17 protein-coding genes and 1 riboswitch are annotated in these 18424 nt (G+C 62.7%); of the genes, 12 read left to right on the top strand and 5 right to left on the bottom strand.

Annotated elements, in window-relative coordinates:
- The first annotated feature begins 12 nt into the window (after positions 1 to 12).
- The 7 genes from NLY43_RS16330 to NLY43_RS16300 all read left to right on the top strand — a co-directional run bounded on the left by NLY43_RS16330 (position 13) and on the right by NLY43_RS16300 (position 7304).
- A complete protein-coding gene (locus tag NLY43_RS16330) occupies positions 13 to 972 on the top strand; it encodes an ABC transporter permease (RefSeq protein WP_023671388.1) in 960 nt (319 codons plus the stop codon).
- Between the two features lie 9 nt (positions 973 to 981).
- A complete protein-coding gene (locus tag NLY43_RS16325; RefSeq protein ID WP_023671389.1) occupies positions 982 to 1806 on the top strand; it encodes an ABC transporter permease in 825 nt (274 codons plus the stop codon).
- The gene (locus NLY43_RS16320) at positions 1806 to 3461 is read left to right on the top strand and encodes an ABC transporter ATP-binding protein (protein ID WP_023694741.1); all 1656 of its coding nucleotides are present in this window, start codon (positions 1806 to 1808) and stop codon (positions 3459 to 3461) included. Before NLY43_RS16325 ends, NLY43_RS16320 begins: the two co-directional genes overlap by 1 nt.
- A gap of 64 nt (positions 3462 to 3525) precedes the next feature.
- The gene (locus NLY43_RS16315; RefSeq protein ID WP_023711317.1) at positions 3526 to 4365 is read left to right on the top strand and encodes an alkaline phosphatase family protein; all 840 of its coding nucleotides are present in this window, start codon (positions 3526 to 3528) and stop codon (positions 4363 to 4365) included.
- A 287-nt stretch (positions 4366 to 4652) separates the two neighbouring features.
- Entirely contained in the window at positions 4653 to 5219 is a 567-nt protein-coding gene (locus NLY43_RS16310; protein ID WP_023683483.1) for a sigma-70 family RNA polymerase sigma factor, read from the top strand.
- A 14-nt stretch (positions 5220 to 5233) separates the two neighbouring features.
- A complete protein-coding gene (locus NLY43_RS16305; RefSeq protein WP_023711315.1) occupies positions 5234 to 5902 on the top strand; it encodes a hypothetical protein in 669 nt (222 codons plus the stop codon).
- Positions 5892 to 7304, top strand: coding sequence for a S8 family serine peptidase (locus NLY43_RS16300; protein WP_023711314.1), 1413 nt, complete (start codon positions 5892 to 5894; stop codon positions 7302 to 7304). The genes NLY43_RS16305 and NLY43_RS16300 overlap by 11 nt, the downstream gene beginning before the upstream one ends.
- A gap of 23 nt (positions 7305 to 7327) precedes the next feature.
- Here NLY43_RS16300 and NLY43_RS16295 read toward each other — a convergent pair whose 3' ends face one another.
- Both NLY43_RS16295 and NLY43_RS16290 read right to left on the bottom strand, forming a co-directional pair.
- Entirely contained in the window at positions 7328 to 8674 is a 1347-nt protein-coding gene (locus NLY43_RS16295; RefSeq protein ID WP_023711313.1) for an NAD(P)/FAD-dependent oxidoreductase, read from the bottom strand.
- A 166-nt stretch (positions 8675 to 8840) separates the two neighbouring features.
- Entirely contained in the window at positions 8841 to 9863 is a 1023-nt protein-coding gene (locus NLY43_RS16290; RefSeq protein ID WP_023684299.1) for a substrate-binding domain-containing protein, read from the bottom strand.
- Positions 9864 to 10227: 364 nt separating this feature from the next.
- On the opposite strand from NLY43_RS16290, the gene NLY43_RS16285 reads away from it, so the two are divergent.
- The 5 genes from NLY43_RS16285 (at position 10228) to NLY43_RS16265 (ending at position 16852) form a co-directional block, all read left to right on the top strand.
- On the top strand, positions 10228 to 11583 hold the full coding sequence (locus NLY43_RS16285) for an ABC transporter substrate-binding protein (protein ID WP_023690253.1): 1356 nt from the start codon (positions 10228 to 10230) through the stop codon (positions 11581 to 11583).
- 250 nt (positions 11584 to 11833) lie between these two features.
- Positions 11834 to 12847 (top strand): carbohydrate ABC transporter permease, encoded by a 1014-nt coding sequence (locus tag NLY43_RS16280; RefSeq protein WP_023668891.1) that lies wholly within the window; start codon positions 11834 to 11836, stop codon positions 12845 to 12847.
- A 1-nt stretch (position 12848) separates the two neighbouring features.
- On the top strand, positions 12849 to 14003 hold the full coding sequence (locus NLY43_RS16275; RefSeq protein WP_023711312.1) for a carbohydrate ABC transporter permease: 1155 nt from the start codon (positions 12849 to 12851) through the stop codon (positions 14001 to 14003).
- Positions 14004 to 14008: 5 nt separating this feature from the next.
- Positions 14009 to 15673, top strand: a complete 1665-nt coding sequence (gene bglA / locus NLY43_RS16270) for a beta-galactosidase BglA (protein ID WP_031199272.1) — start codon at positions 14009 to 14011, stop codon at positions 15671 to 15673.
- A 66-nt stretch (positions 15674 to 15739) separates the two neighbouring features.
- Positions 15740 to 16852, top strand: coding sequence for an ABC transporter ATP-binding protein (locus NLY43_RS16265; protein WP_023668888.1), 1113 nt, complete (start codon positions 15740 to 15742; stop codon positions 16850 to 16852).
- 73 nt (positions 16853 to 16925) lie between these two features.
- Here NLY43_RS16265 and NLY43_RS16260 read toward each other — a convergent pair whose 3' ends face one another.
- The 3 genes from NLY43_RS16260 to NLY43_RS16250 all read right to left on the bottom strand — a co-directional run bounded on the left by NLY43_RS16260 (position 16926) and on the right by NLY43_RS16250 (position 17705).
- Complete coding sequence (locus NLY43_RS16260) at positions 16926 to 17159, bottom strand: DUF680 domain-containing protein (protein ID WP_023711310.1); 234 nt, start codon at positions 17157 to 17159, stop codon at positions 16926 to 16928.
- 71 nt (positions 17160 to 17230) lie between these two features.
- Entirely contained in the window at positions 17231 to 17434 is a 204-nt protein-coding gene (locus NLY43_RS16255) for a DUF680 domain-containing protein (protein ID WP_023668886.1), read from the bottom strand.
- 64 nt (positions 17435 to 17498) lie between these two features.
- Positions 17499 to 17705, bottom strand: coding sequence for a DUF680 domain-containing protein (locus tag NLY43_RS16250; RefSeq protein ID WP_023711309.1), 207 nt, complete (start codon positions 17703 to 17705; stop codon positions 17499 to 17501).
- A gap of 499 nt (positions 17706 to 18204) precedes the next feature.
- Positions 18205 to 18406, top strand: a riboswitch (cobalamin riboswitch).
- Positions 18407 to 18424: the final 18 nt, after the last annotated feature.

Here is an 18424-nt window from a genome sequence, read left to right as displayed (position 1 = left end):
GGCTTTGCGGATATGTCCTCACCCGTCGTGAAACTTGTGGCCCAGCGCGTTGCGCTGGGCATCGTCCTCTTGCTGGCCGTTTCGGTCCTGATCTTCGCCGGCACCCAGATCCTGCCCGGCGACGTCGCGCAAGCCATTCTCGGACAGTCGGCGACGCCGGAATCGCTCGCCAATCTGCGCGAGCAGCTCGGCCTGAATCAGCCGGCTTACATCAGGTATTTCCATTGGCTAGGCGGTGTGCTCACCGGCGATCTTGGCACGGCGATGTCGAGCGGCCAGGATATTGCCACGTCGATCAAGGGGCGGCTGTGGAACACGCTGTTCCTCGCCTTCTGGGCTGCGATCGTGGCCGTGCCGCTGGCCATCATCCTCGGCCTGATCGCCGTGCGTTACCGCAATGGCTGGGTCGACAAGCTGATCTCCGGCCTGGCGCTCGCCTCGACATCTTTCCCGGAATTCTTCATCGGCTATGTGCTCGTCTATTTCTTTGCCGTGAAGTATCAATGGTTCCCGGCCATTTCCACGGTCTATGACGGCATGCCGTTCGGTGAGCGCATGCAGGCGATCGCGTTGCCAGCCACCGCGCTGACGCTGGTTGTGCTGGCGCATATGATGCGTATGACCCGCGCGGCCATCCTCAACGTCATGCAGTCGGCCTATGTCGAGACGGCAGAACTGAAAGGCCTGTCGGCCTTCAACGTCATCCGCAAGCATGCTTTCCCCAATGCCATAGCGCCGATCATCAACGTCGTCATGCTCAACCTCGCCTACCTCATCGTCGGCGTCGTCGTGGTCGAGGTGATCTTCGTCTATCCCGGCATGGGACAATATCTGGTCGACCACGTCACCAAGCGCGACGTGCCGGTGGTGCAGGCGGTCGGCCTGGTCTTCGCCGCCGTTTATATCAGCCTGAACATCATTGCGGACATCGGGGCGATCGTCGCCAATCCGCGCCTCAGACATCCGAAATAGGCGGCGGGCATGCTCGACATCAAACGCATCCCCATCCCCGCGCTGATCGGCATCGTGCTGACGGCTATGTTCGTGTTGGCGGCAGTTTTCGCACCGTTGATCGCACCGTACGGCAATGCCGAAATCGTCGGCGATGTCTGGGAACCGATGACGGCGGCACATTTGCTGGGCACCGACAATCTCGGTCGCGATCTTCTGTCGCGCATGATCTACGGCGCTCGCATCACGCTGTTCATCGCGGTGCTGGCCACCGCGCTGTCATTCTCGCTCGGCGCCATCCTCGGCTTTTCGGCGGCGGTGTTCGGCGGCTGGTTCGACACGCTTCTGTCGCGCCTTGTCGATCTGCTGATGTCGATCCCGACCCTGATCATGGCGCTCGTCGTGCTTTCGGTGCTGCCGACCAATCTGGTGACGCTGATCCTGGTGATGGGCGTCCTCGACTCGACCCGCGTCTACCGGCTGTCGCGCGCGGTGGCCGTCGACATCAACGTCATGGACTATGTCGAGGCCGCCAAGCTGCGGGGCGAAGGCAGCGGCTGGATCATCTTCCGCGAGATCCTGCCCAACGCGCTTTCGCCGCTGGTCTCGGAACTTGGCCTGCGCTTCATCTACGCGGTGCTGTTCTTGTCGACGCTCTCCTTTCTCGGGCTTGGCGTGCAACCGCCGGATGCCGACTGGGGCGGCATGGTCAAGGAGAACAAGGACGGCATCGTCTTCGGTATCGGGGCGGCACTCATTCCCGCCGCGGCGATCGCAGCACTGGCGATTTCGGTCAATCTGGTCGCCGACTGGGTGCTCAACCGCACGACAAGCCTGAAGGGAGGACGCGGGTGATGGCTGACACAAAAGCAAAGCCCGGCCTGCTGCTCGATATCCGCAATCTGCGCATCGAAGCGACAGTGTTTCCGCCCGGCGAGGCGCCGAAGAACATCGTTTTGGTCCACGATGTCTCGCTGACGCTGGAAAAGGGCAAGGTGCTCGGCCTGATCGGCGAGTCCGGCGCCGGCAAGTCGACCATCGGCCTGTCGTCGATGGGCTATGGCCGTGGCGGCGTGCGCATCACCGGCGGAGAGGTGCTGCTCAACGGCCGCGATATCCTCAAGGGCGGCAAGGAAGGTTTCCGCAAATTGCGCGGCCGCGAGGTCTGCTATGTCGCGCAGTCGGCGGCCGCGGCCTTCAATCCGGCGCACAAGCTGATGGACCAGGTGGTGGAAGCAACGCTGCTGCACGGCACGGCGACACGCGCCGAGGCCGAGAAACGTGCCGTGGCGTTGTTCAAGAAGCTCAGCCTGCCAAACCCCGAAATCATCGGCGAACGGTTCCCGCACCAGGTCTCCGGCGGTCAGTTGCAGCGGGTGATGACGGCTATGGCGCTGTGTTCGGAACCCGACCTGATCGTCTTCGACGAGCCGACCACGGCGCTCGACGTGACGACGCAGATCGACGTGCTGGCGGCGATCAAGGACGCCATCCGCGACACCCATGTCGCGGCGCTCTACATTACCCACGATCTTGCCGTCGTCGCCCAGGTCTCGGACGAGATCATGGTGCTGCGCCATGGCAGGCTGGTCGAATGGGGCGGCACTCGCCAGATCATCAAGGAGCCGCGCCAGGAATACACCAATGCGCTGGTCTCGGTGCATGAGATCGAGCATGCCGAGCAGAAGCCCGGCGCCGCGCCGTTCCTGTCGGTCAAGAACGTCACCGCCGCTTACGGCGGCAGCCACGTCAAGGTGCTGAAGAACGTCTCGGTCGACATCTTTCCGGGACAGACGCTGGCTGTCGTCGGTGAATCCGGCTCCGGCAAGTCGACGCTGGCGCGCGCCATCACCGGGCTGTTGCCGCCGGAAGAAGGCACCGTCACCTTCGACGGCAGGCCGCTCGCCAACAGGCTTGCCGACCGGCCGAAGGAGGATCTGCGGCAATTGCAGATGATCTACCAGATGGCCGACGTGGCGATGAACCCGCGCCAGACCGTCGGCACCATCATCGGCCGGCCGCTGGAATTCTACTTCGGCATACGCGGTCGCGAGCGCGACAAGCGCGTCGCCGAACTGCTCGACGAGATCGAGATGGGCAAGGGCTTTCTCGATCGTTATCCGGCCGAACTCTCCGGCGGCCAGAAACAGCGCGTCTGTATCGCCCGCTCGCTCGCTGCCAAGCCCAAGCTGATCATCTGCGACGAGGTGACATCGGCGCTCGACCCGCTGGTGGCCAACGGCATTCTCAAGCTGCTGCTCAACCTGCAGCAGCACGAGAAGGTCGCCTACCTCTTCATCACCCACGATCTGGCGACGGTGAAGTCGATCGCCGATTCGATCGCGGTGATGTACCGCGGCGAGGTGGTGCGCTACGGCGCCAAGAGCAAGGTGCTGACGCCGCCCTTCGACGCCTATACCGACCTGCTGCTGTCGTCCGTTCCCGAGATGGAGATCGGCTGGCTGGAAAAGGCGATCAAGGGACGGCGCATGGCGAGCGCGGGGAATTAGTAGGGAATTCGTGGCCTTTGTCGCGAAAACTTCCTTCAACGGCAAAAGCTTTCCGGAGCCGCCCATGGCGCTCAAGACCAAACTGCTGCTCATCATTTTCGATGGCGTGCCCTACCGGAACTGGCGCCGGCTGATGGGCAATCTCGAAGGCTGGGTGCAATCGGGCGAGGCGCAGGTGTGGAAGATGCGCTCGGTGCTGCCGTCGACCTCGGCCTGCTGCTATGCCTCGATCCACACCGGCGTTTCGCCGCAGGAGCACGGCATCCTATCCAACGAGAACCGTTTTCTCGTCAACAAGCCGGATATTTTCTCCGAGGTCAGCAAGGCCGGCGGCAAGACCGGCGCGGTGACGCATTCCTGCTGGTCGGAATTCTTTCGTTCCTATCCGTTCGATCTGGTCGAGGACATGGAGTATGACGAGCCCAACGGACCGATCGCGCATGGCCGCTTCCACACCATGACCGGCTACAATGCCCGCAACCAGATGACGCCGAGCGATGTCGACCTGTTTGCGACGCTGACCATGCTGACCCGACGCCATGCCATCGACTACGGTATCCTGCACACCTGCACTCTGGATTCGATGGGCCATCGCTTCGGCCATGACTGCCACGAAATGGACCATGCCTGCTATGCGATGGACGGCATGCTGGCAGCCTTCCTGCCGGGCTGGCGGCAGGCCGGTTACGAGGTGATCGTAACCGCCGACCACGGCCAGACAGACCGCGGCCATCATGGCGGCCGTGACGATGAAATGCAGGATTTCGCGCTGTATTATTTCGGAGCCGGCAAAGGGCCGGATCCGGACACGCTGCTTGATCAGCTGCAACTGGCGCCGACGGTGCTGAAGCGGCTGGGTGTGCCGGTGCCGGAGACCATGAAGGCTAAGCCGTTTTTGGGGTGACGGAGGTCGTCGCTGAGCCGCCGTTCGCTACCCCCTCTCCCCGTCACTATACGGGGAGAGGGTAAGGGTGAGGGGCAGCGCTAACATCAAAATAAATACCCCAACGCCGGCGCCGCCCCTCATCCGCCTGCCGGCACCTTCTCCCCGTATAGTGACGGGGAGAAGGGAGACGCTCTGGCAACACTCCCTCTCTTCGGTTAGCTTCGCCAAAATTCCTTGGCGGAAGGATGAACCTTTTTGAACCTATCGGCGACAGAGCAGACAGGAGCCAGGCGGCTCGACCGGCCATGACGGCAGCGACCGAGACTGATCGCGCGCTTGTCGACCGGGTCGCGAAGGGCGACCGTGCCGCTGTTCGGCTGCTGTTCATGCGTCACCACGCGCGGGTCTACCGCTTCGTGGTGCGCCAGACGGGATCGGAAATGATGGCCGACGATATCGCAAACGAGGTCTTTCTCGAGCTGTGGCGCCAGGCGCCCGGTTTCGAAGGGCGCTCGGAAGTCTCGACATGGCTGCTCGGCATCGCCCGGTTCAAGGCGCTGTCGATGCTTCGCAAGAAAAAAGAAGACTGGATCGATGACGATGATGCGGCGCAGGTTCCCGACGGCGCCGACACGCCGGAAGTCGCCACCATGAAGGAAGACAAGGGCGCCGCTTTGCGGCGCTTCGTCGATGCCTTGCCGGAGGAACACCGCTCGGTGATCGACCTTGCCTATTACCATGGACAGTCGGTGACGGAGATTGGCGAGGTGCTCGGCATCCCGGTCGCCACCGTCAAGACCCGAATGTTCTACGCCCGCAAGAAACTCGGCGAAGCCCTCAAGGCCGCCGGTTACGACAGGGGGTGGCCATGAGCAATCCTGAAGACATGAGCGCCGCTGAAAAAATGTCGCGCCGTGACGAAATGGAAACGCTGCTGCCGTTCTACCTGAACGGCTCGCTGGAAGGCTCGGACCTCGAAGCCGTCGAGGAATGGCTGGCGTCCGATCCGGCGGCGACGGCGGCGCTTGGCGAGGCTGAGGCGGAATTCTCCGGCGCCACCGCCGCCAACGAGGCGATCCGGCCACCGGCCGATGCGCTCAGCCGCTTTGCCAGGGCGCTCGACGCCGAAGCCGGACCGGTCCGCGCTCCCGCGGGCCGTTTCTGGCTGGCGCAGGCACTCGGCCGTTTCATGGCGGTGCCGGTCGGTGTCGCCTGGGCGGCAGCGGCGGTGCTGCTGGCGTTGGTCGTGGTGCAGTCCTACGTGCAGACCGGCGGCAAGAGCCATGATTTCGAGATTGCCGGCGCCGAGGATGATCTGGCGAAACTGCCGTTCGCGCTGGTCAAGTTCAAGCCGGATGCGAAGATGTCCGACATCGCTGTCTTCCTCGACCAGAACGCGCTGAAGATCGCCGGCGGGCCGGCCGCCTCGGGCGTCTTCCGCATTGCCATCCCGGTCAAGACCGGAGCAGACTACACCAGGCTCGTCGGCCTTATTGCCGCCCAGCCGTTCGCGGAGACTGTGATCGAGGGAAGGAAACCGGTTGATGGCAGCTAGGGCGGTCATTCGATTTGCGGCGATCCTGGTGGCGGCGACGACAATCGTCGCCGTGCCGGCGTCGGCGCAGACCAATGATCCCAATGCCGGCCGGGCCGACTGCACCGACGCGGCCGGAGCGGCGGCTGCCGACTGCCCGAAAGACGGCAATGAGGCCAACGTCGGCGGCGAACCAGGCGCAGTTACCCTTCCGGCCCTGATCGTCGACCTGTTTCCCAACCCACCGGCTCCCGTAGCGCCGGTGCCGACGCCGCGGCCGTCAGCGCCGCCTGCCGACACGCAGGCCGGGCCACCCGCCGGTGGGGCGATCGTTTCGCCGACCGATCTTGTCGCGACCGCGCCGCGGCGTGCCATCGCCGGCGAGTTCGTGCCCGACGAGGTGCTGGTGACCGTCGACGGCGATGCCGGCGCCGTCCAGCAGATCGCCGCCTCCTTCGGCCTTGAAGTGCGCTCGCAGCGCCAGTCGCGGCTGCTCGGCACCACACTGGTGCGCTTCGGCATTCCCGACGGCCGCCCGGTCGGCGCCGTGCTGGCGCAGCTGGCCGCCGATGGCCGCACCCTGCGGCGCGAGCCAAACCATATCTACTCGCTGCAGCAGGCGGCCGGCATCGTCAACTATGCCTTCGAGCGCATTCAGCTCGACAACAAGCAAGCCAGTGGCGAAAACGTGCGCATCGCCGTCATCGACACCGGCATAGACGACACCAATCCGGCGCTGTCCGGCGTCATTGCCGACCAGTTCGACGCCATGCCCAACGTGCCGGTCGAAAAGCGTGACCACGGTACCTCGGTCGACGGGCTGATCGCCGGCGTCGGCGCGCTCGAAGGCATGGCGCCCGGCGCCAGGATCTATCACGCCCGCGCCTTCGAGGACGGCAGGTCGACCATGGATGTCATCCTGTCGGCGCTCGACTGGGCGGCGGACCAGAATGTCAGCATCATCAATATGAGTTTCGTCGGCCCCAAGAACGATCTGCTCGCCACCGCCTGCCGCAATGCGCGCGGGCTCGGCATCATCCTGGTCGCTGCTGCCGGCAACAACGGGCCGAAAGCGCCCTATGGCTACCCCGCCGCCTATGACGGCGTGATCGCGGTCACCGCCACCGACGCCAAGGACGGGCTGATGCAGCAGGCCAATCGCGGCGCTTATGTCTTCATCTCGGCGCCCGGCGTCGAGATGGTGGCGCCGAGCGGCGCCGGCTCTGACGTCGTCACCGGCACCTCATTTGCCGCCGCGATCGTGTCCGGCGCAATCGCCAACCTGATCCACGCCTCACCCGAGCGCTCGGCCGACGATATCGAAAAGGCGCTGGCCGCCACCGCCAGGGATCTCGGTCCGAAGGGACGGGACAATGATTTCGGTTATGGGCTGCTGGATACGAAGGCGGCGGCGAACAAGTAAACCGGAATTTCGCGCCACCCAATTCAGAGCGCCGGACCCAGCCGGACAGGGCTGCCATCATGGAAGCGCGACAGCCGGAAGCGGCTGAGGTCGTGCCCGGTCTGGTTTCCCTGGATCATGTCGGCAACGACCCGGCCTATGCCAGGCCCGATACCGAAGCCGTGACCGCTCATTCCCGTCGCGACGAAAAGACCGCCGACGGCCTGCACATGATCCACGATGGGGACGACGTCCGGCATGGCGTCGATCATGCCGCCCCAGCCTGCCTTCAGGCGAACCCTCTCGAACTGCGGAAAGAGGTGCTTGAACTTGCGTTCTATCGAACGCAGACGGGCCGGTTCAGGGGCCGGGTCGAGCACCCGCATTCTCTCGAAAGGGCTGTGCGAATCCGGCGCCCAATCGCGCGGCGTCGACCAGGCATCGGGGTAACCTGACGGCGCGAACGGAAAGTAGCGTGTCCCCAGCGGATTGTCCCTCAGCGCAGGAAGATATTTGGTGGCGTGCCGGAAGGCGTCAGGTCCCAGGTAATGCAGATGGCTGCCGCCCGCGGCGAGCGTATACCCGCCATCCTGCCGGCGCCTGAAAGCGATGTGTTCGTCAGTCGCCGCACCTGCATAGATTTCAGCCAAGGGGTCCGTTGCGGCTGCGGTTACCCTGACGCTGAGCTGGGGGATGGAGACGCCGTGTCTTCTCAGGAACAAGGATGACCAGGCACCTCCCGCGACCAGCACGCTGGAGGCCTCGATATACCCCGTCTCGGTCCACACGCCCTTGACCTTGCCGCCTGAGATTTCGAGGGTTCGCGCTGCGCAATTCTCGACGATTTTGACGCCTTTTCGCACGGCGAGCCGGGCAAGTGCGGGCACCGCCAGCCAAGGCTCCGCCCGCATGTCGGAGGGCGTCGTCATCGCGCCCTTGAATTTGCGCGACATGCCTTTGATGAGTGCCGCGGTTTCGTCTGCATCCAGGAGACGGGTGTCGAGCGCATGCGTCGCAGCGATCTTCATGAATGCTTCGAAGCCGGCCATGTCCTTGTCGGTCTTCGCCAGGTAGGTCACACCTGTCTGGGTCAGGCCGATGTCCTCGCCGCATTCCTCAGCCAGTTGCCGCCACAGGCGAATAGCCTCTATGACGATGGGCAACTCGTCGGCGTCGCGTCCCTGCTTCCGGATCCAGCCCCAATTGCGGGACGACTGTTCGGCCGCAATGCGTCCTTTTTCCAGCAGCGTCACCGGGATGTTCCGCTGTGCCAGGAAAAGCGCCGTCGTCACACCGATGATGCCGCCACCGACAATGACCACCTCCGACGTTTTCGGCGGTGGGCCAGGATGCCGGATTGGATCCGTTTCGGAGAACGGGAATATGGGCAAGTGGCGCACCCTGAGGACTGGTTGATGGCTCTGGCTTACTGGTTGCCACCCACTCGAAGCCAAATCAAGGACAGGTCCAGGCAGACCGTTGTCCCAACGAAGTCAATCTATCTGCGGGCAACATCCACATGGGTGAACTTGCCCAGCGGAGCAATTGGATTAATCCCTAAACCGGCGCGCCGGCGACCGAGCCTCTCACCACCAGGTCGACAGGCCAGACCTCGCCTCGCGCCCCTTCTTCCAAGCCGGAAATGCGCGCTGCCAGGCGTTCGGCGATGCGGGCGCCGGCGAGGCGGATCGACGAGCGCGTCGTCGACAGCGGCACGGAAAAATTCTCCGGCTTCAGCCATGGAAAGACGTCGTCATGGGCAATCAACGACAGGTCGCCGGGAATGGTCAGGCCAAGGTCGCGCACCGCGCGCACGACGCCGAGCGACATGATCAGGCTGGAGCAGGCGATCGCCGTCGGCCGCTCGCTCTGTTCGAGCAGGCGCCTGGCGGCGCGGTAGCCGTTCTCCTCGGTCATGGTGAGTGAACAGACATGGCGCTCGCCGAGCGTCAGGCCGCTCGCGGCCAGCGCCCTGCGCATGCCGCGCTCGCGGTGGATGGCGAAGGTCTCGCGGTCGTCGCCATTGATCAGCGCCAGCCGGCGGTGGCCGAGCTGAACCAGCAGCCGGGCGGCGTCGTGGAAGCCGCCCTCATTGTCGATGTCGGTGAAGGGGTAGTCGAAATCGAAGCCTTCGCTGCGGCCATGGACGATGAAGGGAATGCCGAGCGTGTTGACCAGCGCCACCCGCCGGTCGGCCGGGCGCGGCGAGGAGATGTAGACGGCGTCGACCTGGCGGTTGGCGACGATGCGGCGATAGGTGGTTTCCTGGTCGTCGGCATCGGCCGGCGACAGCACCAGGTCGAGCTCGTGCGAGCGGGCATAGTCGCCGAGACCCGACAGGAACTCGACGAAATGCGGGTCGATGTCGACGGAGGCGCCCGTCGGCAGCACATACCCGATCATGCCCGTCTTGCCGGTCGCCAGCCGGCGCGCGCTCGGGTTGGGCCGGTAGCCGTGGCGCTTGGCGGCATCCACCACACGCCGGCGGGTTTCCTCGTTGACCTCGGGATAGCCGTTGAGCGCACGGCTTACCGTTGTCTGCGACAGGGCCAGCATATGAGAGAGCTGCTTCAGGTTCACTGGGAGGCCTCCAAGCCTCAAAGCGCTTTTAATTTTGAAGCCACGCGGCGCCACAATGGGCGCGGCCGAACTGGTCGACCATACGCACTGGTCCGGCCAGTTTGAAGCTTAATACGGTGCTGCACCGCCGTAAAACTGTGCTGCAGTGCACTTTACCAAGTCTTGCGGCCCGCAATTAAATCGATTAGCCCACCGCCCTCTTGACTTCCAGCCGATTCAATGGCGAGATCAAAAAGACCAAAGCGCTTTGGAAGACTCTTCGAAAGGTTGCGGTTCCTTTCTGAACGAGTCACAGTCCTGCAGCGTCGGCGGGCGGAATGGAGGTTCCGCCCGGGTGTATGTGTCCACACTGGGAGGAATACCGATGAAGAAGATGCTTCTGCTTGGCGCAGCGTTTGCCACACTCGCCTTGTCCCTGCCGGCGCAAGCCGAACTGAAGTTCAAGCCCGGGGAAGACAAGCGCTTCAACTGGGCCAATTACGAAGAGCTGAAGAAGGTCGATCTCAAGGGCGAGACGCTGACCATCTTCGGGCCCTGGCGCGGCGAGGACGAAGGCCTCATTCGCACTGTTCTCGAATATTTTCAGGAAGCCACCGGCGCCGAGATCAAATACTCCTCGTCGGAAAATTACGAACAGCAGATCGTCATCGATACCCAGGCCGGCAGCCCGCCCAATATCGCCGTACTGCCGCAGCCGGGCCTGATCCAGGATCTGGCGTCCAAGGGCCTTTTGACGCCGCTGGGCGACGACACCGCCAAATGGATCAAGGACAATTACGGCGCCGGCCAGTCATGGGTCGATCTCGGCACCTTCAAGGACAAGGACGGCAAGCCGGGCTTCTTCGCCTTCCCCTACAAGGCCGACGTGAAATCGCTGGTCTGGTATTCGCCCGACAATTTCGAGGAAGCCGGCTACAAGGTTCCCAAGACGCAGGAAGAGCTCGCCGACCTCGAGAAGAAGATCATCGCCGACGGCGGCACGCCGTGGTGCATCGGCCTCGGCTCAGGCGGCGCTACCGGCTGGCCGGCGACCGACTGGGTCGAAGACATCATGCTGCGCACCCAGACGCCCGACGTGTATGACAAGTGGGTAAAGAACGAGATCCCGTTCAACGATCCGGCGGTGGTCAACGCCATCGACATTTTCGGCAAGATCGCGACCGACGACAAGATGGTCGACGGTGGGGCCAAGGCGGTTGCCGCGACCGACTTCCGCGACAGCCCGAAGGGCCTCTTCTCGGTGCCGCCGAAATGCTACCTGCACCATCAGGCATCGTTCATCCCGACCTTCTTCCCGGAAGGCACAAAGGTTGGACAGGACGCCGACTTCTTCTACTTCCCGCCCTATGCATCCAAGCCCGAGCTGGGCACGCCTGTGCTCGGCGCCGGCACGCTGGCCATGATCACCAAGGATTCGAAGGGTGCACGCGCGTTCATCGAATTCCTGAAAATGCCGCTGGCACATGAAATCTGGATGGCCCAGGGCGGCTTCGTCACGCCGCTCAAGTCGGTCAACAAGGATGCCTATGCCAGCGACGCGCTGAAGAAGCAGGGCGATATCCTCGCCAATGCCTCGACCTTCCGCTTCGACGGTTCGGACCTGATGCCGGGCAAGATCGGCGCCGGCGCCTTCTGGACCGGCATGATCGATCTGGTCGGCGGCAAGTCGGCGCAGGATGTCGCCACCGACATCCAGAAGAGCTGGGACGCTATCAAGTAGTCAGCTGGCAAGCAGTCAGCTGGCAAGCAGTCAGCTGGCAAGTAACCACTGCCAAGTAATCAGCCGCTTTGGCGGCAAATTCAGGACTTCCTCCACAGACTGGGTCCGGGCCGCTATGGCCCGGATCCGACCGGCGCCTTACGCCGGACCGATTTGCGTTCGTTCGTTTCAGAATAACTTAAATCGGCGCAGAGCCACATCGCCAGGGCTGTTCAAGGCCCGGCCGATCATGCGCAGGGAAGAGGGACCCATGGCTGCTCAGATCTTATCGGCCATTTTTGTCATCATCATCGGCGTCGGCGGCTGCGTCGCCTATTTCTGGGGCGCCAACAAGCTGGTCGACCTGATATTCCCGTCGCGCGGCGTGGCCGGGGCTGCGGCCATCGACAATCTGCGCCGGCAAGGACTGGTCCGTCCGTGGCTGTTCGTCGGCCCGGCGATGATCATCCTCACCGTCTACCTGATCTATCCGGTGGTGGCGACGCTCTGGCTGTCCTTCCTCGACCGCGGCGGCCAGCATTTTGTCGGCTTCGCCAACTATGAATGGGCGTTCGGCGACCGCGAGTTCCGCAACTCGATCCTGAATAACATCATCTGGCTGGCGGTGGTCCCCGCCGCCTGCACCTTTCTAGGGTTGATAATCGCCGTGCTCACGGACAAGATCTGGTGGGGCACAATCGCCAAGAGCCTGATCTTCCTGCCGCTGGCGATCTCCTTCGTCGGCGCCAGCGTGATCTGGAAATTCATCTACGAATATCGCGGCGAGGGCCAGACGCAGATCGGCCTGCTCAACGCCATCATCCAGTATTTCGGCGGCCAGCCGCAGGTCTGGATATCGCTGCCGTTCTGGAACAATTTCTTCCTGATGATCATCCTGATCTGGATCCAGACCGGCTTTGCCATGGTCATCCTGTCTTCGGCGTTGCGCGGCATCCCCGAAGAGACGCTTGAAGCCGCGGTCATCGACGGCGCCAATCCGTTCCAGATCTTCTGGAAGATCATGGTGCCGCAGATCTGGGGCACCATCGCCGTGGTCTGGACGACGATCACCATCCTGGTGCTGAAAGTGTTCGACATCGTGCTGACCATGACCAACGGCCAATGGAACAGCCAGGTGCTGGCCAATCTGATGTTCGACTGGATGTTCCGCGGCGGCGGCGATTTCGGCCGCGGCGCAACCATCGCCATCATCATCATGATCGCGGTCATCCCGATCATGGTCTGGAACATCCGCCAGGCGAACAAAGAGACGGGAGGACATTGAGATGGCCGTCGCGACCGGAAAGTCCTTTGCCAGCCGCTTCGGCGTCCACATCGCCGTGCTCATCTTCGTCGCCATCTGGACCGTGCCGACGCTCGGCGTCCTGGTCTCGTCGCTGCGCGACAAGGACCAGATCATCGCCTCGGGCTGGTGGAATTCGTTCTCAAGCTCCACCCAGACTGAAGCCGGCCGCCTGCCGCCGGCCTCGGCGCAGGTTGAAAAGGACGGCAAGTTCGTGCTTGCCGGCAACATCTTCGGCGATGCTGTGGCCCGCAACATCAGCGCCTTCGGCGTCAAGTCGGCCGCACCGACGCAGTATCCGGCCGGCACCACGGCCGACCTCGGCGACGGGGTAACCCTGCTGCTCAATGCCGACGGCACGTTCGTCATGTCGTCGCCGAAAGCCTTCGAAGGCGACCGTGGCCAGCGCGTTTATTACGCCTCGTCGGCGCCGCCGAAATTCACCATCGACAATTACAAGACGGTGCTGTTTTCGGAGGGCATCGGCCGCTCCTTCATAAACTCGCTGACGGTCACCATTCCGGCGACCGTGATCCCGATCCTGATCGCGGCCTTTGCCGCCTACGCGCTGGCTTGGATGCGCTTTCCCGGCCGTGCACTGTTGATCGCCATCATCATCGGCCTGCTGGTCGTGCCGCTGCAAATGTCGCTCATCCCGCTTTTGAAAATCTATAACGGCGTCGGCATCTTCTTCGGTGTGCCGTCGAAAACCTATCTCGGCATCTGGCTGGCGCATACCGGCTTCGGCCTGCCCTTTGCCATCTATCTCCTGCGCAGCTACATTGCCGGTCTGCCGCGAGAGATCATGGAATCGGCGCGTATCGACGGCGCCAGCGATTTCGAGATCTTCGTCAAGATCGTGCTGCCGCTATCGTTCCCGGTGTTGGCTTCCTTTGCCATCTTCCAGTTCCTGTGGGTATGGAACGATTTGTTGGTGGCGATGGTTTTCCTTGGTACAGAGGGCGATCAGATCGTCCTGACCGCCAAGCTCAATGCGCTGCTCGGTTCGCGCGGCGGCGACTGGGAGATCCTGACGACATCGGCCTTCGTGACCATCATCGTGCCGCTGATCGTGTTCTTCTCGCTGCAGCGCTATTTCGTCCGCGGGCTGCTGGCCGGCTCGGTCAAAGGAGGTTGAGACTTATGCAATCCGCTTTGAAGGCGACCTCGAAGCCCGATCTCGCCGTCGATCGCGACTGGTGGCGGGGCGCGGTGATCTACCAGATCTATCCGCGCTCCTACCAGGACTCCAATGGCGACGGCATCGGCGATCTCAAGGGCATCATCCGCAGGCTGCCCTACATCGCTTCGCTGGGTGTCGACGCCATCTGGATTTCGCCCTTCTTCAAGTCGCCTATGAAGGATTTCGGCTACGACGTGTCGGACTATTGCGACGTCGACCCGATGTTCGGAACGCTCGCCGATTTCGATGCACTGGTTGCGGAAGCTCATCACCTTGGCCTCAAGGTGATGATCGACGAGGTGCTGTCGCACACCGCCGACGTCCATCCATGGTTCAAGGAGAGCCGCGCCAACCGCAGCAACCCGAAGGCCGACTGGTATGTCTGGGCCGATGCCAGGCCCGACGGCACGCCGCCCAACAACTGGCTGTCGATCTTCGGCGGCTCGGCCTGGCAGTGGGACACCAGCCGCCAGCAATATTATCTGCATAATTTCCTGTCCGAGCAGCCGGACCTCAACTTCCACAATCTGGAAGTCCAGGACGCGCTGCTCGACGTCACCCGCTTCTGGCTGGAGCGCGGCGTCGACGGCTTCCGCCTCGACACCATCAATTTCTACTTCCACAGCCAGGGGCTGGAGAACAATCCGCCGCTGCCGCCCGAAGAGCGCAACGACCAGACAGCACCTGCGGTCAATCCCTACAACTACCAGGACCATATCTACGACAAGAGCCGGCCGGAAAACCTTGCCTTCCTCGAACGGTTCCGGGCGCTGCTCGACGAATATCCGGCGGCCGCCGCGGTCGGCGAAGTCGGCGATTCGCAGCGTGGGCTGGAAGTGGTCGCCGCCTACACCGCCGGCGGCAAACGCGTCCACATGTGCTATTCCTTCGATTTCCTGGCGCCGGAAAAGATCAGCGCCGCCAAGGTGCGCCAGGTGCTGGAAGCCTTCGGCAAGGTCGCCAGCGACGGCTGGTCGTGCTGGGCCTTTTCCAACCACGACGTGATGCGTCCGGCCTCGCGCTGGGCCGCCGACGAGGCCGACCCGGCCGCCTATCTGAAGGTTATGTCGGCGCTGCTGATGTCGCTGCGCGGTTCGGTCTGCCTCTATCAGGGAGAGGAGCTTGGGCTGGGCGAAGCCGAGTTGCAGTTCGAGGATCTGCAGGACCCCTACGGCATTCGCTTCTGGCCCGAATTCAAGGGCCGCGACGGCTGCCGCACGCCGATGGTGTGGGATGCAACCGCCAGCAATGCCGGCTTTTCGACGGCCAAGCCCTGGCTGCCGGTGCCGGGCAAGCACTTGTCGCAAGCGGTCAATGTTCAGCAGGGCGACGCGGCCTCGCTGCTCGAGCACTACCGGCGCTTTCTCGGTTTCCGCCGCCAGCATCCGGCCCTGGCCAAAGGCGACATCGAGTTCATCGAAAGCGAGGGCGACACCGTCGCCTTCACCCGCCGTGAGGGCAATGAGCAGATCGTCTGCGTCTTCAATCTGGCCAGCAAGCCGGCCGAGGTCGATCTCGGTGGTCAGGCGTTGCTGCCATTGGCCGGGCACGGTTTTTCGGGACAATCCGGCACAGGTTCCATCCGCCTCGGCGGCTACGGCGCCTGGTTCGGGCGCATCGACTGAGTTTTTGACGAAACTGGATTTTTTGAGGAAATCCAGGTTCTCTAGGGAAATCACTGGGAGGAAATTATGGCCGATGTCACGCTGAGACAGGTGAAGAAATCATACGGCAATCTGCACATTCTCCACGGCATCGACCTCGACATAAAGTCGGGCGAGTTCATCGTCTTCGTCGGCCCGTCGGGTTGCGGCAAGTCGACCTTGCTGCGGTCCATCGCCGGGCTTGAGGAGATCACCTCCGGCGAGCTGAAGATCGCCGGCGAGGTGGTGAACGACGTGCCGCCTTCCAAGCGCGGCATTGCCATGGTGTTCCAGTCCTATGCGCTCTATCCGCACATGACCGTCTACGACAACATGGCCTTCTCGATGAAGATCGGCAAGGAAAGCAAGGCCGAGATCGACAAGCGGGTGCGGCAGGCCGCCGAAATCCTGCAGCTGACCAAATATCTCGACCGCCTGCCCAAGGCGATGTCGGGCGGCCAGCGCCAGCGTGTCGCCATCGGTCGCGCCATCGTGCGCAATCCGAAAGTGTTCCTGTTCGACGAGCCGCTGTCGAATCTCGACGCGGCGCTGCGCGTCGCGACCCGCATCGAGATCGCCAAGCTCAAGGAATCGATGCCTGCCACGACCATGATCTACGTCACCCACGATCAGGTCGAAGCGATGACGCTCGCCGACCGCATCGTCGTGCTGAAGGATGGCCATATCGAGCAGGTCGGCACGCCGATGGACCTCTACAAGAAGCCCGGCAATCTGTTCGTTGCCCAGTTCATAGGCTCGCCGGCCATGAACATCCTGCCGGCGACAATCGACAGGACGGGCAACCCGACAATCGTCAGCCATGTCGGCGGCCGCAAGGCAACGGTGCCGATCGCAACGCCGGCGTCAGCAAAGGGTGCGGCAGTCAGCTTCGGCGTGCGGCCGGAGGATCTGTCGGCCGCCACCGGCGCGGAATATCTTTTCGAGGGCGTGGTGGACTATGTCGAGCAACTCGGCGAGGTGCAGCTTGTCTATGTCGATATCGGCCGCGCTGACCTGCCGTTGGTGACCAAGCTGCCCGGCAATGTCGAGGTCAAGCGCGGGGCAAAGCTGCGACTGACCGCGGATGCCGGGGACCTGCACATCTTCGACGCCGATGGGCACTCCTTCTCGCTCAAGCCGGTGGAAGTGAAGGCGGCTTGAGATAGCTGCGTCGTACAGGCATGAAAAAAGAGCGGCGGGCCAGGCCCGCCGCTCTTTTTTTAAGCTTCGGCTGTTAGTTGTTGCCGAACCGATCCCTGTCGCTGCTCTGAGGAACGAACTTCTGTTGGTCGTTCGACGAGTTCAGCAGCTTGTAGACCGCCGAGTTGGTGCCGGTCGACGAAGTGCGGGTGGTGTCGACGGCAGCGGCCGGCTGGTTGGCGCCTTTGGAGCCATAATTGTCGCTGCCGGCAAAGGCAGCGCTCGAAACAGCCAGAACGGCTGCGGTGGCAAGAACGATCTTCTTCATTTTAGTCTCCTGAATTTTTCTGATGCCGCCAGCTGCAGCGGATAAGCCCGCCACGTGCTGGAAACCGGCTTTTAGCGGCCGAAAAGGTTACGGTCGGCACCGTGGGCAGGCGCCTGCTCGGCTGGAGCCGACTTCTCAACCGAAGCCGTATGGCCACTATCGGTCGACGTAATCGCAGGCTGGTTGGCGCCGTTCGAACCGTAGTTGTCGCTGCCGGCGAAAGCGCTGCCGGAGATGGCCAAAACGGCGGCGGCAGCAAGGATGATCTTTTTCATTTCAATACTCCTGAATTTTTTGGGATCCCGAGAGCGACGGGTTAGCCGCCTTCTTTGGTCGGGATCAGCGATTGCCGTAGAGGTCGCGGTCGGCGCCCTGAACGACAGGCTGCTTGTCAGCGTGCGCCGGCTTCTGAATGGAAGCCGTATACGAGCTGTAGACCGAGACGGCTGGCTGGTTCGCACCATTGGAACCGTAATTGTCGCTACCGGCGAAGGCGCTGCCGGTGATCGCCAAAACGGCTGCGGCAGTGAGGATGATCTTTTTCATTTTTAGTACTCCAGTTTGTCTGTCCGTCTAGCGGCGTGTCTTGGGAGGAATTCGCGTTGTTCGGACAGCCCCGATGTGGGAAAGCCATAGGCTGGTTTCCAATCACGAAGTTGTTCCGTGTGGACCAGGGTCCTGCACCTTGAAATTGTGCCAGGAAGTTCCTCTGTGGTCATTTACCGTTTTGTTTTCAGTTGCTTATGTCGAACCGAGTGGTTCGCTCCGGTGTCGGTTTCCGGGCCGTCGTTCACACCGTCCTGCACGCATCGTCAACAGAAACGAACCGTTCGGTTCGATTAGAGATTGCTAATAGTAACTTTTCGATACCGTTGAGCCCTTTTTGCCCCCGATCGAACTGGATCCGCAGCGATTCGAAACGGCGATGATGGCGTCGCAAGAAACGTCTAAGCTCTTTGACCGGCGGCGGGGGGCGTATGCCGCGCGTGTCGCGCCGCATGGATATGATGTCGCTTTCATGCCGACGTCGCGATCGCTGCCGTGATTAGATGATCGCATCTCAGGTGCCGCTTCGTGACGACGCAGCGGAGAATTGGGAAGCCGGTCAGAATCCGGCGCTGCCCCCGCAACGGTGGTGGAGTTCAAGTCGCAACGGGAGACCACTGGGCAGCAGCCTGGGAAGGTGTCGCGATGGTCCGCAAGGACAACTCCAGAGCCCGGAAACCAGCCCGAGATGCATAGACTCGACTGATCGCGGTGGGCGG

The organism is Mesorhizobium sp. C416B (genome assembly GCF_030323165.1).
In the GTDB taxonomy this organism is placed as follows: Bacteria; Pseudomonadota; Alphaproteobacteria; order Rhizobiales; family Rhizobiaceae; genus Mesorhizobium.
This window is presented reverse-complemented; position numbering and strand designations above follow the sequence as displayed.